We start from the raw sequence: 16,125 nt of genomic DNA on the forward strand, positions 1-16,125 counted from the left end.
CTCCGAATATTTCATAATTACTATACCCATATTTTACGCTTTTTAAATTTTTATGAAAGTATAAAGTTTAAAATTCATTTATAATTTCATTCGTTTTAGACGTAATGCATTAGTTACAACGCTTACAGAACTTAATGCCATCGCTGCACCAGCAATCCATGGAGCGAGTAAGCCCATAGCAGCAATAGGAATACCAGCAGCATTATAACCGAACGCCCAAAAAAGATTCTGTTTAATATTTCGAATCGTTTTATGACTTGCGTGAATAGCTTTAGGTACTAAGGCAATGTCTCCACCTAAGATAGTAATATCAGCTGCTTCAATTGCGACTTCAGTACCTGTTCCCATGGCAATACCAATATCTGCTTGAACTAAAGCAGGTGCATCATTAATACCATCGCCAACCATCGCAACGTTTTCACCTTTATCTTGAAAATGAGCAACATGTTTAGCTTTATCTTCCGGAAGAACGTTGGCGATAACATGATCAATACCAACTTCATTTGCAATAGCTTGAGCTGTAGAGTGGTTATCACCTGTAATCATTACCGTACGTAAATCCATGTCTTTTAGTTCTTGAACTGCAACTTTGGCTTCAGATTTAACAGTGTCTGCTACAGCGATATAACCACGTAATATCTGATCATATGCAATCAACATGACAGTTTGTCCTTTTTGTTCAATTTGGGTAATTTCATCTAATAAAGATGCTGTATCAATATGATGATTTGACATTAATGATCGGTTGCCTATGAATAATGTCTTATTATTGATTGTAGCTTTAATACCATGACCTGGTAATGTTTCATAGTGCTCTATATTTGTTAAAGTAAGCTGTTTTGTTTTAGCGTACTTAACAATCGCGGTTGCCAAGGGATGTTCAGAATTATTTTCAGCAGAAGCTACATATTGTAATAAAGTATCATCACCTTTAAAGTAAGTCACTTCTGGTGTACCATGTGTCAATGTACCCGTTTTATCAAATACAACTGTATCAATTTGATGAGTACGTTCTACATATTCGCCACCTTTAAACAAGATACCTTCTTCTGCTGCACGTCCTGTACCAACCATTATAGAAGTTGGCGTTGCAAGTCCTAATGCGCATGGACAAGCAATGACTAATACAGAGATCATGGCAACGAGTGCATCTTCAAATTGACCAGGATGAACGAAGATAATCCATATGATAAAAGTGAGTACGGCAATACCAATAACAATAGGTACGAAATAGCCAGAAATTATATCTGCTAAACGTTGAATAGGTGCCTTTGAACTTTGCGCTTCTTCAACTACTTTAATAATATTAGATAAAGCAGTATCTTGACCTACTTTTGTTGCTTGAACGGTAATGACACCATTTTTATTTAGTGTTGCACCAATCACTTCATTATCAACGGTTTTATCTATAGGCATGGATTCTCCAGTTAGCATAGATTCATCTACTGTTGTTGTCCCTTTAATGACTTTCGCATCTACTGGGATTTTTTCTCCTGGTTTAACAAGTAATGTGTCTCCAACTTGAACATTTTGAAGCGGAACCATTGTTTCTGTTCCATCATCTTTAATAAGACGTGCTTCTTTGGCTTGTAAATTTAATAATTGATTTAAAGCATGTGTTGTTTGTGATTTTGCACGTGCTTCTAAATACTTGCCAAATAAAATTAAAGTGATTAAAACAGCACTGGTTTCAAAATAAAGGTGGGGCTGTGTGTTTGAATCTAATAACCATTTACTCATTTCGTAAATACTATAGAAATAAGCTGCACTAGTACCAAGTGCTACAAGAACATCCATATTGGCACCACCATTACGTAAATTCTTGTATGCGCCAACATAAAATTGCCATCCTATAATAAATTGAATGGGAGTGGCTAAGATAAATTGAAACCAAGGGTTCATAAATATTTCAGGTAACGGTATATTAAATAAATGAACAAGCATAGTTAAAAGTAATGGAAAAGCTAATATTGCTGAAATAATGAGTTTATTACGTTTTCTTTTTAATTCTTGAACTTTACGAGAAGCTTGTTCTTTTTTTGATTGTTTAGGTTTAGCATCATAGCCGAGATGTTGTATTCGTCCAATGAGCGTATCAACATCAGTTTGACCTGGATAATAATCGATCGTTGCTTGTTCTGTGGTTAGATTGACTGTTGCTTGCTTAACGCCTGTTGTTTTATTTAATACTTTTTCAATACGATTAGAACAAGCGGCACACGTCATACCTATAACGTCTAGTTCACTTTTATCTGTTTCAACGTCATATCCTAATTTTTGGATCGTTTCAATAAAATCGCTTACTTCATATTGATCATTAGGATAATCAATGGTTGCTTTTTCAGTTGCCAGATTCACTTGAGCATGAACGCCATCTATTTTATTCAATCGTTTTTCAATACGATTAGAACAAGCGGCACATGTCATACCAATGATATTCAAGGTAATTTGATGATTTTGAGTCATATTTTTGTCCTCCTACCATCTTCAATATACCCCCTTAGGGTATATTAGTCAATGACCTTGCTTAATAAAAAAAGAACAACGTTACTCTAAATAAAATGAGTACATTGTTCTTTTATTCATGATAGCTATGAATATTAAAAGAAATCAGATGGTTTAAAATGACTTAAATCTAAATCTTTAAAATTATTGAAATTTGGGTGAGTGATAGATTGTATAAGTTCACCACTTTTAGCTTCATTATAGTATTGGTTAGCTTCATTCATTAAATCATAATCTTGAACTGTTTTTACAAGCCCTAAAATGATAAGAATAGTAATGATACCCTTTAGAATGCCTTTCATATTGTAACACTCCTTTTTTATCTCTATATGAGTCATTTTTAGATTAATTATATTATAAAGATTCTATGTTAAAATTTCATGCATCTGTAGTATGGACTTTATATCATTCAAAAGTAGTAAGTGTAATCATTTTGTTTTAAAAATTAAAGAAATGGGAACGGTTAAGTAAATAAAGAAGGAGTGAAGATGTATGGACTTATTAGATTTTCATAAAAAAATTAAAGGTTATACACAAGAAAAACAACCAGGTTCTGAAAAAGACATGGATCCTAGACCTATTGCTGAAATGGAAGAATACAAAGCAGGCGGTAAACTAAAAGGAAAAGTCGCATTAATTACTGGTGGTGACTCCGGTATTGGTCGTTCAGTAGCGATTTTATATGCCAAAGAAGGCGCTGATGTAGCTATTGGTTATTATAATGAACATGAAGATGCTGAAGATACTGTCAATCGTTTAAAAGAAATCGGCGTTAAAGCAAAAGCATATTCTCATGATTTAAAAGATGCTGATCAATCAAAAGAACTTATTGAAAATGTTGTTAACGATTTTGGTGGTCTCAATATATTAGTAAATAATGGCGGCGTGCAATTTCCTAATGAAGACTTTTTAGATATTAAACCAGAACATTTCAATGAAACATTTAAAACAAATATTTTTGGGATGTTTTTCTTAACACAAGCTGCAGTACCTCATTTAAGTAAAGGTGATGCAATTGTTAATACAACAAGTGTAACGGCTTATCGTGGTTCTGGTCATCTTATTGATTACTCAGCAACGAAAGGTGCTATTGTGTCGTTCACACGTTCTATTGCAACATCATTGATGGAAAAAGGAATTCGTGTTAATGGTGTAGCGCCAGGTCCAATTTATACTCCATTAATTCCATCAACATTTGATGAAGATAAGGTAGAAAATCAAGGTGGAGATACACCAATGGGTCGACGTGGTCAACCTGCTGAACTTGCGCCAGCTTATGTATTCTTAGCAAGTTATGCAGATAGTTCTTATATTACAGGTCAAATTATCCATGTTAATGGTGGCGACTATATTACGTCTTAGTATGTAGTACTTACGAAGATAATAAAGTATTCTGTCTACGTATAACCGTAGGGAGAATACTTTTTATATTTATAGAAAGAAAAGAGGAAAAGACAATGACTGAAAAAGAAAAAATGTTAGCACACGAATGGTATGAGGCAAATTTTGATGAGGAATTAAGAATGGACAGACAGCGTGCTAAAGACTTATGCTTTGAATATAATCATACGCGACCTAGTGATAGAGAAAAACGACAAGCGATTTTAAAAGAATTACTTGGCTATGAAGCGAAACAACTTTCAATCAGCAGTCCATTTGACACAGATTATGGTTGGAATATAAAAGTTGGAGAAAACGTGTTTATCAATAGCAATAGTTATTTAATGGATGGTGGTGGCATTACGATTGGCGATAACGTCTTTATAGGACCATCATGTGGACTATATACAGCACATCATCCACTTAATTATCAAGATCGTAATAAAGGATGGGAATTGGCAAAACCTATTCATATAGGAAGTAATATTTGGTTTGGTGCGAGTGTGACAGTTACGCCAGGTGTTTCAATTGGTGATGGCTCAGTTATTGCAGCAGGTAGTGTTGTAACAAACGATATTCCACCGAATAGTTTAGCTGCTGGAGTGCCAGCAAAAGTGATAAGAACGATTGACCAAAATGAAACAATAAATATGCCTAATCACTTTGAATAATATAGTAACCAACCTTTAAGTAGGAACACGTATACTTAAAGGTTGATTTTTTATATAAAATAACAATGTGTATTGAAATTAAATATTTATTATATAATATAATTAAATGATATAATTGTAGAGTGCTGAATGTGTGTATTACTATATGTGCATCATTGAAATCGTTCAATTCATTTTAATGAAACAACTTAAGAGAAATAAAAGCAACTTAGAAAGGATAATGAATATGACACTTAAGACATGTCTTACAAATCAATTAAGACGTAAATTGAATTTTTTATTTACGCCAATACAAAGAAAAAATAAATCTGCTTATACAAGTAAAGTAATGACTTACGCTAAATATTATAAAAAGAATAATGTTAAGGAATATCAGATATTATATCAAGTGAGAGATGGAAAAAGTATCACAGATAGTCCATATGCAATATTTAAAAGTTTAATTCAGCAACCTCGTTATCGTAAATATAAACACATATGGGTAGTAGATCATCACGAAACATTGCTATTTTATAAAGCAAGATTTAAGCACTATAAAAATGTAGAGTTTGTTATTAAAGAATCAAGAGAATATTTGAAAGCATTAACGGAGAGTAAGTATTTAATTAATAATTCTACTTTTCCATCCTATTTCATTAAAAAACCAAAGCAAATCTATATCAATACATGGCATGGGACACCTTTAAAATATATGGGATTAGACATTGAAAATAGTCTATATGGTTCTCAAAATATTATTAAAAACTTTTTAAGCAGCGATTACTTAATTAGTCCTAATCACCATACGACGACGATTTTTAAACGAGCCTTTAGACTTGAAAATATTTATGGTGGAGAATTTTTGGAAATTGGATATCCTAGAATCGATTTAACTTTAAATTCAAATCGAAAAGACATAATTAGCGAGTTGAATCATTATCTTCATATTAGTAAAGAACAAAGTATTTTATTGTATTGTCCAACTTGGAGAGGCGAGGATGTCAATGCACCAGAAGCAAGTTTAAATCATATCGTTGAAGAAGTTGAAAAACTTAAATATCATCTAGATTATCAAGTATTAGTCAAAGTACATCCTTATTTATATAAAGACGCGCTTAAAATAAAACGTTTAAAACCTTATTTAATTCCTGATTATTTTGATACCAATGAAATATTAGCGATCGTTGATTTAATGATTACAGATTATTCAAGTATCTTCTTTGACTATTTAGTAACCAATAAACCGATTGTCTTCTATACTCCAGATTTGGATGAATATCAATCATCACGAGGTATGTATATTGCTAATCGTGACCTACCTGGTCCTGTCGCTCATCATATTGAAGATGTGATTACAGCGATTAAGCAAAAAGTATATGATGAAGATTCAGTGAAGAACAAATATCAATATTTTAAAAATCAATATACCTATCTAGATGATGGAACTGTTACTGAAACACTTATTAACATACTATTTGAGGGTAAACGTAAGCGTCCTAAACGTAAGATCTGTGCTAAGAAAAGAGTGTTAATTTATCCTGGTGGTATGAAAAATAATGGTATTACAACGTCTATCATTAATTTATTAGAAAATGTCGATTATGAAACATATGACATTACATTGTTTACTAATAAAAGTAAAAATCTTGAAGTTTTAAATAACTTAAATAGTATTAATAAGAACGTTAGAATTATTTTGAGAGTACCTCCATTAGCAGCATCATTGAAAGAAACGTATAGGATCGATTTCGTAAGACAGAGAGGATTAAAAAGTACGTTAGAGCATTTGATATATCCGAAGAAAGTATACGAAAGAGAAATGCGAAAAGTATTAGGTCATAGCCAATTCGACTATGCGATTGATTTTAGTGGGTATTCTATGTTTTGGGCTAATTTAATTTTAGCAACAAAAGTAAAACGTAAATTGATTTATTTACATAGTGATATTAAAGCAGATATGAAAAGAAAAGTTAACGGTGTTAAAATACATTATCAAAATTTAAAAGGTGTACTCTCGCTGTATAGTCAATTTGATCAATTAGTATGTGTATCCGATGCTTCTAAAGATCAAAATAAACAGAAGATGAATGATAAATCATTGAATAAGAAATTTGTCACTTCCAGAAATACGATTAATTTGAATAAAATCAATCAATTAAAATTAGATGACTCTGAAAAATTTGAAAAACAACACCAATCCGTACTCGTACGCATCAATAATGGAGATATAAGTTCAGTACCATTTAAGGAAGACGATTTCAAAATTGTAACTGCAGGACGATTATCACCTGAAAAAGGCTTCGACTTACTTATTGATGCATTTAGTAAAGTACATGTCAGTCATCCGCATACAAAGTTATATATTATGGGGGAAGGTCCTATCCGTGTTCAATTAGAACAACAAATAAAAAGGTTGAAATTAGAAAAACATGTCTTTTTATTAGGTCAAAGGAAGAATCCATACTATATCATGAAACAAGCAGACGTCTTCTGCTTAACGTCTCATTATGAAGGACAATCAATGGTATTACTTGAAGCATTAACTTTAAAAGTTAATATTATCGCGTCAGATATTATAGCAAACCGCTATGTACTCGGTAATGGTAAATATGGTGCTCTTGTGAGTCATGATGTTGATGATATCACCGTCGCATTAGAACAGTGTATTCAAAAACAACCATCTCAATATGAAGTGTTTAACGCACAAGAATATAATCAATTAGCACTTAAAGAATTTTATAAACTACTCAAATAGTAAAAAACGGTTAGCATATTAATAAAAGCTAACCGTTTTTCTATTAAATAGTGATGTTGTTATGTTTATTATAAGTCAAATAAGCTGTAATACCTTCTTCAATACTATATTTAGGTTTGTAACCTAATGATTTAAGTGGGGTAATGTCAGCACAAGAATGTTTAATATCTCCAAGACGTGGAGCTTCAAATTGATAAGGTATATGATAATCAAAGCCATTTTCAAACGATTTAAAAACAGCTTTCAAATTTGTTTGTGTTCCTGTGCCTACATTATAGATAAAACCATCCGTTAGAGTAGTATTAAGAACAATTGATATAGCATTGATTAAATCATCGATATAAACAAAATCACGTGTTTGTTCACCATCTCCATAAAATGTAAAGGTTGAATGATTTAAAAACTTAGTATTCATAATAGAAATGACTCCTGAATAATCAGATGTTGGATTTTGTCTAGGACCGTAAATATTAAAGAACCTTAGACAAGTACAAGGAATTTGATATAAATGATTATAAATCTTAGCATATTGTTCTCCAGCGTACTTTTGAATAGCATATGGAGATAATGGAAATGGTTTAGATTGTTCTACGGATTTAGGTAAATCGGGTAGATGACCATAAATAGCTGCAGAAGAAGCAAATATGACTTTTTTAATATTTGGATTATATGTTCGAATTGCTTCTAATATATTGACAGTAGCATCTATATTAATACGATTGGATAATTCTGGCTTTTCGATAGTTTCTACTACACTCACCATAGCAGCTAAATGAATGACAAAATCAAATTGTTCTTTTTGTATTAACTGTGTTACAAATTCAAAATCGGTGATGTCTTTAATATAAATATGTTCATTGTTCACAAAAGGTATATTCTTTAAAAAACCGGAACTTAAATTGTCAATAACATGTACTTCTGTGTCATGTTTCATAAAATATTCTGCTACATGGGAGCCAATAAAGCCTGCTCCACCAGTGATAAGTGCTTTCATATATATACTTCCTTTTCTAGATGTCGGTTAATTGTGTTGTGATTATTATACTTTATTTTATTTAAATTATAAATTATTTATATAATAGAGTGTATTGATAGGGCTACATTAGTATTTGAATAAAAGGTCAAACAAACAATTTTGTAAGCGGTTGCAAATGAAGGAGTAAGCATAGTAAAATGAAGTTAATGATAGAAAATATCATGATTAAGAAACAAAGGGTTAGAGAATGAATTTAAATACTTAGAAACATATAGGGGGTAATGAAGTATGGTAGTACCTTTCAAAAATGAACCTGGTATTGATTTTTCTGTGCAAGAAAATGTTGAAAGATTTCAAAAAACGTTAGAAAAAGTAAAACATAGTTTAGGTAAAACGCTTCCTATTGTCATTGATGGTGAACATATCATTAAAGATGATACATTCGATTCAATTAATCCAGCGAATACATCTGAATTAGTAGCTAAAGTGTCAAAAGCGACAAAAGACGATGTAGATAACGCATTTGAATCTTCAAACAAAGCTTATGACGCATGGCGTAAATGGTCACACAAAGATCGTGCTGAATTAATGCTTCGTGTCGCAGCAATCATTCGTCGTCGTAAAGAAGAAATTGCAGCAGTCATGGTGTATGAAGCGGGTAAACCTTGGGATGAAGCAGTTGGAGATGCGGCTGAAGGTATTGATTTTATAGAATATTATGCTCGTTCAATGATGGAACTTGCAGATGGTAAACCGGTCTTAGATCGTGAAGGTGAACACAATCAATATTTCTATAAACCGATTGGTACAGGTGTAACCATTCCACCTTGGAACTTCCCATTTGCAATTATGGCAGGTACAACATTAGCACCAGTGGTTGCAGGTAATACAGTGTTATTGAAACCTGCTGAAGACACAGTGCTTACTGCATATAAACTGATTGAAATTTTAGAAGAAGCAGGCTTACCTAAAGGTGTGGTAAACTTTGTGCCTGGTGATCCTAAAGACATTGGTGACTACTTAGTTGATTCTGTGCATACACATTTTGTGACATTCACAGGGTCTCGTGCAACAGGAACACGCATTTACGAGCGTAGTGCAGTTGTGCAAGAAGGTCAAACTTTCTTAAAACGTGTGATTGCTGAAATGGGTGGTAAAGACGCGATTGTAGTAGATGAAGGTGTAGATACAGACTTAGCTGCACACTCTATTGTAACGTCAGCGTTCGGATTCTCCGGTCAAAAGTGTTCAGCATGTTCACGTGCCATTGTGCATAGCGCTGTTTATGATGAAGTCTTAGAAAAAGCAATTGAGTTAACAAAAGATTTAACAATAGGTAATACTGTCAATAATACATTTATGGGTCCTGTTATTAATAAAAAACAATTCGATAAAATTAAAAAATATATTGAAATTGGTAGTAAAGAAGGAAAAATTGAAATTGGTGGAGAAGTGGATGATTCAACAGGTTACTTTATCCATCCAACAATCATTTCAGGATTAACATCTTCTGATCAAGTGATGCAAGAAGAAATCTTTGGCCCTGTAGTTGGCTTCACCAAATTCAATAACTTTAATGAAGCCATTGATATTGTAAATGATACAGATTATGGCTTAACAGGAGCGGTCATCACAAACAATCGTGAACATTGGATTCAAGCTGTAAATGAATTTGATGTAGGTAACTTATATCTAAATCGTGGATGTACTGCAGCTGTTGTAGGTTACCACCCATTTGGTGGTTTCAAAATGTCAGGTACAGACGCTAAAACAGGCAGTCCTGACTATTTATTAAACTTCTTAGAACAAAAAGTCGTATCAGAGATGTTCTAACATAACTAAGTGGTAGGTGCTGTGGAAAGTCGAATTCGTTCGATTTTCCATAGCTTTTTTTATAGTCTAAATAAGAAAATAAATACGCTAAACAATGTATGAATCGTATATAAAATTTATGAAAAATGAATAAATAAATGATTGTAAAAGTAAGTGAAAAAGGTTATAATTTAAGTGTTGAGAATGATTATTAATTACAAATAGAAAGTGTGACTGGAATGATAAATGTAAGCACTGCATCAAAAGATAAAAAGTATGTAGTTAAACAAATTGATATTCAAAATAAAAATATGCTATATCGTTTAGGTGCCTTTGGCTTAAATGTAGGTAGTAAAATCAGTATTAAACAAAAGTGCTTGTTAAATGGACCAAGTGTTGTTGAAATTAATGGCCAATGTGTAAGCATTCGTCAACGTGATGCACGTTTAATTATGTTAGAGGAGTAAGCCTATGCACGAAAGCTTCTGTATATTAGGTAATCCAAATGTAGGAAAGACATCATTGTTTAATGCACTAACCGGTTCGTATGAATACATTGGAAACTGGAGTGGCGTTACAGTTGAAAAGAAAGTTGGACAATTAAAGAAAGATATTGGCAATTTAATCGATTTACCGGGTATTTATGATTTATCACCTATTTCTAAAGATGAAACAATCGTCACAGACTATCTGATGACAAATACATTTACAGGTATGATTAACATTATTGATGCCAGTCAATTAAAGAGAAACCTTCAACTTACAATACAATTAATGGAATTAAATGAACCTATTATCATTGGATTAAATATGGTAGATGTGGCAACGCAAAGAGGTATTAAAATTAAATATGAAGGTCTAATGAGAAAACTGAAAGTACCTGTATTTCCCATTGTTGCTCGTAAAGGAAAAGGTACGGAGGAATTGCTAAATGAATTGTCTTTTTTAAATCCAAAAGAAAAACGTAACTTCAAAATCAGTTATGGTAAAGAAACTGAAGATGCGATTAAGCAAATGACTTCTATCATTCAAGCACATACAGAATATCCTTCAAAACGTTTACGCTTTATAGCAATTCAGTATTTATTAGACAATCCGGAAATCGAGCGAGAACTACCTTCAGTCATTTCCGAACAAATTGAACCTATTAAAGAGAAGTTAAGTCAACACTTAGATATATCAATACGACAACATATTGAAATAATTCGAAATCAATACATTGATCGTCTATTAGATGGTGTCGTTGAATATCCGAATGAAGAACAGCAATTTTTAACTGAAAAACTCGATAAAATAATAATGAATAGATACTTAGGTATTCCAATATTTCTAGTCATTATGTGGCTGATTTTTCAAACGACCTTTACTTGGATAGGAACACCATTATCAGATCAGCTCGATGCTTTCTTTAGCGGACCGCTCACAGACTGGTTAAAGGCAGGCATGCATTATATACATGTTGCGCCATTTCTACAGAATTTGATTACAGATGGTATTGTAGCTGGAGTAGGTTCAGTCTTAGTATTTGTGCCACAAATTATTGTATTATTCTTCTTTATTTCACTTTTAGAAGATTCAGGATATATGGCACGAATTGCAGTTTTAATGGATAGAACAATGGAATCAATAGGATTAAGTGGTAAATCATTTATTCCAATGATTATTGGATTTGGTTGTAATGTACCTAGTATTATGGCAACACGGAGTATTGAAAATGAAAAAGAAAGACTCATCACTATTTTAATTGCACCTTTCATGTCATGTTCGGCGCGATTGCCAGTATATGCTATTTTTGTAGGAGTATTTTTTGAAAAGTATCAATCTCTTGTAGTGCTAAGTTTATATGTATTAGGAATTGTAGTGGCATTAATTGTAAGTACATTACTTAACAAGTTTATTCTTAAAAGTGAGAATTCCGTATTTATTGTAGAACTACCTACATATAGAGTGCCATCAGTTAAAACGTTATGGAGAAGTACTTGGGAAAAAGCAAAAGGATTTGTTAAAAAAGCAGGTACATTTATTTTTGGTGGTTCTGTAGTCATTTGGGCATTGAGTTACATCGGTCCTCATGGGGTGAATGTACAGATTGATGAAAGCTTCATGCATAGTATTGGAGAATTCTTTGGACATCTAATTGCTCCATTAGGATTTGGTAGTTGGCAAGCAGGCGCTACGTTAATTCCAGGATTCTTAGCCAAAGAAGTCATTGTAAGTTCTATGGCTATCCTGTATTCTTCTAGTGAAGGTGGTTTAGTGAATGTCATTCAACAACAGTTCACACCTTTATCTGCCTATGCCTTTATGATTTTTATATTATTATATGTGCCATGTATTTCAACTGTTGCAACAATTCGTAAAGAAACAACATCATGGAAATGGACACTTACAGCATTAATTTATCCAATTTTTACAGCGTATATATTAACATTTGCATTTTATCAAATAACAAAACTATTTATATAAGGATGATGACAATGACTTTATTAATAAACGTAATCATTTTTGTTGCTATTTTTGGTTACGCTGCGTATACATTATATAAATTCTTTAATCGCTCTACTCAAGGAAAATGTGGTGGTTGTGATACAGATTGTAGTTGTGATATTAATGCATCTAGCGAGTTAAATGAATTAAAATTAAATCATATAAAAAACAATAATTAATAATAAATAAAACCCGTTGAATTAATTCGACGGGTTTTATTTACTAAAACGATATAACGATTGTTTGATCATTAATTAATCGTTTTAATATTAACTAATTTATGAAAAATTTCATCCATTTCTTTAGGTGTAAGTGTTGTCTCCTCATTTTTTTGCCACTCTAAAAAACCATCTATAATTGAACCAAAAACATAGAAAACTAAGCTTTTAGGAATGGTTTCTTCAAGTGCTATCCGATCCATATTTTCATAAAAATCATTTTTGATAATATCTATAAGAAACTGATTTCTAACTTTGTTGTATTCATTATCCTCTTCTTGCATGTATTCGATTCTAGACAATGTTTCACGATTTAATGAATTAGACAAAACTTGAAACGGACGATTAATACGTTCCTTAATATCAATTGCAAAGTAATTTTTCCCAATGACTTCAAGTAAATAGACGAGTAGTTCATATTTATCATAAAAGTGTTTATAAAATGTAGTACGATGAATACCAGCATTTTCACAAATTTTATGAACTGTAATAGAAGAGAAGGGTTCTATTTCTAGTAAAGCATATAAACTACTCGTTAACGCTTTCTTAGTCTTTATCACTCTTAAATCTTTATCATTCAATGTCTTTCTCCCCTAACATGTAAACTATAAAATATTTATATAGAGATACATAATATATGATTATAGAATAGAAATATCTATAAATAAATAGAGAATAACTAATAAATTATAATTTAATAAAAGAAATGATTTTTTATGTTTAGCATTAAATAATTTACAATATAGAAAAGTTTTAACTAGGATGAATAGGGTATACAAAATTTAAAGAAATTAATTAGAATTATAAATAAAAATTAAAAAATTATAGAAAAATAGTATTATTTATAGAATGATTCAATGTTAATTCGATAAAAGATAAAAATACTCTATACTGGAGGATGGTATAATATGAAAGGTAGTAAAAGATTAGATCAAATTAAAGAAGATAATAAAAAGCAACTTAAAAAATTATTTAAGTATGACAAAAATAATGCTTTATCATTTAGTAAACAAGATCGTGAAAAAGTTCAAGATAAATTTGGTGTATATGTTATTTTTGATAAAAAAACACCAATATTTGTAGGTCAAACTGGAGGATATTCAACAGGTTATCAACCTATTACGAAAGACTTATTTAATAAAATGGGACAATATAACTTAAAATCTGGTGTAGGCACAACAAAATTTAAAAAAGGCTTAGCTCAACAAAAAGGTGTAAGCGAAGACGATATTAAATCAATCACAGCTGAAGATTATGGATTAAAATTCCAATATGTAAATGTGAAAGATGAGCCAGCGTTTATCAATATATTAGAAATTTTAGCATTAGAATATGCTAAAGATAAAGGTTATGAATTATATAACTTCAATTAAGAATTATTGTGTTATTAAAATAAACTTAGTATTAAAAAGTTATTAATAAATGTGTCAGAATGGATTAATGGGAGCGAGAAGAGGAATTCAAATGAATTCAGTCTCGCTTCTTATTTTTTATTACAATACAATAGAGTAAGGAGGAAGCTATATGTCTTATTCAATGCTTTATCAATCTCCAGTAGGTAATTTAGAAATCATTACAGACGGAGAAGTAGTGATGCAATTAGAATATTTATATCAATACACACATTTACGTTTTCCTACAAATCATGAATTATATATTTTTAAAAAAGTAAAACGATGGCTTGATGACTATTTCTTAGGAAATAATCCAGAGATTGATTTTCCTTTACAACCTCATGGTACACCTTTTCAACAAGAAGTATGGGCTTATCTTAATACGATTCCATATGGAGAGCTTACTACTTACGGAACGATTGCCAAACATATCGGTCAATTATTAAACAAACCAAAAATGTCTGCACAAGCTGTAGGTGGAGCGGTAGGAAAAAATCCAATTTCTATCATCATTCCTTGTCATCGCGTTGTAGGAAAAGATGGTAGTTTAACAGGATATGGTGGAACAATTGATAATAAAATTAAATTGTTAGAAATTGAAAATGTGAATATGAGTCAATTATATCGACCATTATACACAACTAAACCATAAATAAAAGGCGCCTAAGACATAATTCGTTGTCTTAGGCGTTTATAATGTGTTGGGGGAGATGGGATGACGAATTCATTTTGAGTTCGTCGTCCCATCTTTTTTAATATCTGAGTGATATACATTATTCAGGAGAATGATAATATCTAATATCATCTTCAATGTTTTCTAAATAAAAGATATTTTTATCGTTTTCTACGTTTTCAATCTCATGATCGAAAGATAAATCATCAAAACGTCTGAAGAATGATTCGTATTCTTTTACAGATACTTCTTGACGTTCATTTAATAAAGCTTGATGTGCTTTTTTATCTAAGTGTTGTTCAAAACCTTCCACTACTGTGGCGCTAAAGAATTCTCCCACAGACCCAGAACCATAACTAAATAATCCAATTGTTTGACCAGGAGTTAAAGTTCTGTTTTCAAGTAATGAAGTTAAGCTTAAATAAAGTGATCCAGTATATATATTACCTACATAGCGATTATAGTATACAGCATCTTCATAACCAGACGTTAATCGAGATTGAGTCGTTTCATCAGTATCATTAATGATAGAATCTAATGCTTTTTTGCCCATTTTAGTAAAAGGCACGTGGAAACATAATGATTCAAAATCGGATAATGATTTATCTTCACGACGTGCATACTCTTTCCAACTTTCTTGGAATGATTCAATATATGCGTCTTTTGATAACGCGCCTGCAACAAGTGGATATTTATGGCCAGTCGGTCTCCAGAAATCATACACATCTGCTGTATAAGCAACAGCATCATCGTTTAATTGTAAAATACGAGGCTGATGTGAAATTAACATTGCCACTGCACCAGCACCTTGTGTAGGTTCACCGCCTGACTCGATACCATAACGTGCTGTATCACTTGCAATGACCAATACTTTTTCGTTAGGACGGTTTGCAAGATAATCTTTAGCAAGTTGAATTGCAGGTGTAGCTGCATAGCAAGCTTCTTTCATTTCAAAACAACGTGCAAAAGGTTGGATATTTAATAAATGATGAATTTGAACTGCTGCAGCTTTAGCGTTGTCGATAGCAGATTCAGTAGCAACGATAACCATTCCAATATGTTTTTTATCATCTTCTGTTATAATATCTTTAGCAGCATTGGCTCCCATTGATACAATATCTTGAGATACTGGACTTACTGCCATTTGTGTTTGTCCAATCCCAATTAAAAATTTGTTTGGATCAACTTGACGAGCTTCTGCAAGCTTCGCCATGTCTACATAGTATTTAGGGACATAAAAATTGATTTTATCGATACCTATATTCACAGGCATGT

General features: G+C 31.8%; 14 protein-coding genes. 9 read left to right on the top strand and 5 right to left on the bottom strand.

The genetic code is table 11. The annotated features are described in order from the left end of the window. Positions 1-78: 78 nt before the first annotated feature. Positions 79-2,466, bottom strand: coding sequence for a heavy metal translocating P-type ATPase (locus MHI13_RS01745; protein ID WP_017175087.1), 2,388 nt, complete (start codon positions 2,464-2,466; stop codon positions 79-81). Between the two features lie 134 nt (positions 2,467-2,600). Further along, positions 2,601-2,807 (bottom strand): hypothetical protein, encoded by a 207-nt coding sequence (locus MHI13_RS01750; RefSeq protein WP_054105898.1) that lies wholly within the window; start codon positions 2,805-2,807, stop codon positions 2,601-2,603. A gap of 190 nt (positions 2,808-2,997) precedes the next feature. On the opposite strand from MHI13_RS01750, the gene MHI13_RS01755 reads away from it, so the two are divergent. The 3 genes from MHI13_RS01755 to MHI13_RS01765 all read left to right on the top strand — a co-directional run bounded on the left by MHI13_RS01755 (position 2,998) and on the right by MHI13_RS01765 (position 7,290). Further along, positions 2,998-3,867 carry an SDR family oxidoreductase gene (locus MHI13_RS01755; protein ID WP_019835151.1) on the top strand — a complete coding sequence of 290 codons (870 nt, stop codon included), beginning with the start codon at positions 2,998-3,000 and terminating at the stop codon, positions 3,865-3,867. Between the two features lie 95 nt (positions 3,868-3,962). Next, the gene (locus MHI13_RS01760) at positions 3,963-4,556 is read left to right on the top strand and encodes a sugar O-acetyltransferase (protein WP_054105897.1); all 594 of its coding nucleotides are present in this window, start codon (positions 3,963-3,965) and stop codon (positions 4,554-4,556) included. Positions 4,557-4,782: 226 nt separating this feature from the next. Further along, on the top strand, positions 4,783-7,290 hold the full coding sequence (locus MHI13_RS01765) for a glycosyltransferase (RefSeq protein WP_145423060.1): 2,508 nt from the start codon (positions 4,783-4,785) through the stop codon (positions 7,288-7,290). A gap of 43 nt (positions 7,291-7,333) precedes the next feature. Here MHI13_RS01765 and MHI13_RS01770 read toward each other — a convergent pair whose 3' ends face one another. After that, positions 7,334-8,284, bottom strand: coding sequence for an NAD-dependent epimerase/dehydratase family protein (locus tag MHI13_RS01770; RefSeq protein ID WP_048681963.1), 951 nt, complete (start codon positions 8,282-8,284; stop codon positions 7,334-7,336). Between the two features lie 270 nt (positions 8,285-8,554). Here MHI13_RS01770 and pruA point away from each other — a divergent pair, with 270 nt between their 5' ends. From pruA to MHI13_RS01790, 4 genes are all read left to right on the top strand, one after another. After that, positions 8,555-10,099: an L-glutamate gamma-semialdehyde dehydrogenase gene (gene pruA, locus MHI13_RS01775; RefSeq protein ID WP_145423062.1), complete on the top strand. Its 1,545-nt coding sequence runs from the start codon at positions 8,555-8,557 to the stop codon at positions 10,097-10,099. A 218-nt stretch (positions 10,100-10,317) separates the two neighbouring features. Then, positions 10,318-10,545, top strand: coding sequence for a FeoA family protein (locus tag MHI13_RS01780; protein ID WP_002449375.1), 228 nt, complete (start codon positions 10,318-10,320; stop codon positions 10,543-10,545). 4 nt (positions 10,546-10,549) lie between these two features. Further along, positions 10,550-12,544 carry a ferrous iron transport protein B gene (feoB, locus tag MHI13_RS01785; RefSeq protein ID WP_017175080.1) on the top strand — a complete coding sequence of 665 codons (1,995 nt, stop codon included), beginning with the start codon at positions 10,550-10,552 and terminating at the stop codon, positions 12,542-12,544. A gap of 11 nt (positions 12,545-12,555) precedes the next feature. Beyond that, a complete protein-coding gene (locus MHI13_RS01790; RefSeq protein WP_017175079.1) occupies positions 12,556-12,744 on the top strand; it encodes a FeoB-associated Cys-rich membrane protein in 189 nt (62 codons plus the stop codon). Positions 12,745-12,815: 71 nt separating this feature from the next. Here the strand turns inward: MHI13_RS01790 and MHI13_RS01795 are convergent, their stop codons facing one another. Beyond that, on the bottom strand, positions 12,816-13,364 hold the full coding sequence (locus tag MHI13_RS01795; protein WP_017175078.1) for a TetR/AcrR family transcriptional regulator: 549 nt from the start codon (positions 13,362-13,364) through the stop codon (positions 12,816-12,818). A gap of 327 nt (positions 13,365-13,691) precedes the next feature. On the opposite strand from MHI13_RS01795, the gene MHI13_RS01800 reads away from it, so the two are divergent. Both MHI13_RS01800 and MHI13_RS01805 read left to right on the top strand, forming a co-directional pair. Next, entirely contained in the window at positions 13,692-14,156 is a 465-nt protein-coding gene (locus MHI13_RS01800; protein WP_017175077.1) for a hypothetical protein, read from the top strand. A 151-nt stretch (positions 14,157-14,307) separates the two neighbouring features. After that, positions 14,308-14,829, top strand: a complete 522-nt coding sequence (locus MHI13_RS01805) for a methylated-DNA--[protein]-cysteine S-methyltransferase (RefSeq protein WP_019835144.1) — start codon at positions 14,308-14,310, stop codon at positions 14,827-14,829. Between the two features lie 121 nt (positions 14,830-14,950). On the opposite strand, the gene MHI13_RS01810 is transcribed toward MHI13_RS01805, so the two are convergent. Continuing rightward, positions 14,951-16,117 (bottom strand): hydroxymethylglutaryl-CoA synthase, encoded by a 1,167-nt coding sequence (locus MHI13_RS01810; RefSeq protein WP_054105891.1) that lies wholly within the window; start codon positions 16,115-16,117, stop codon positions 14,951-14,953. Positions 16,118-16,125: the final 8 nt, after the last annotated feature.

This window comes from Staphylococcus sp. FSL K6-0223 (assembly GCF_038008285.1).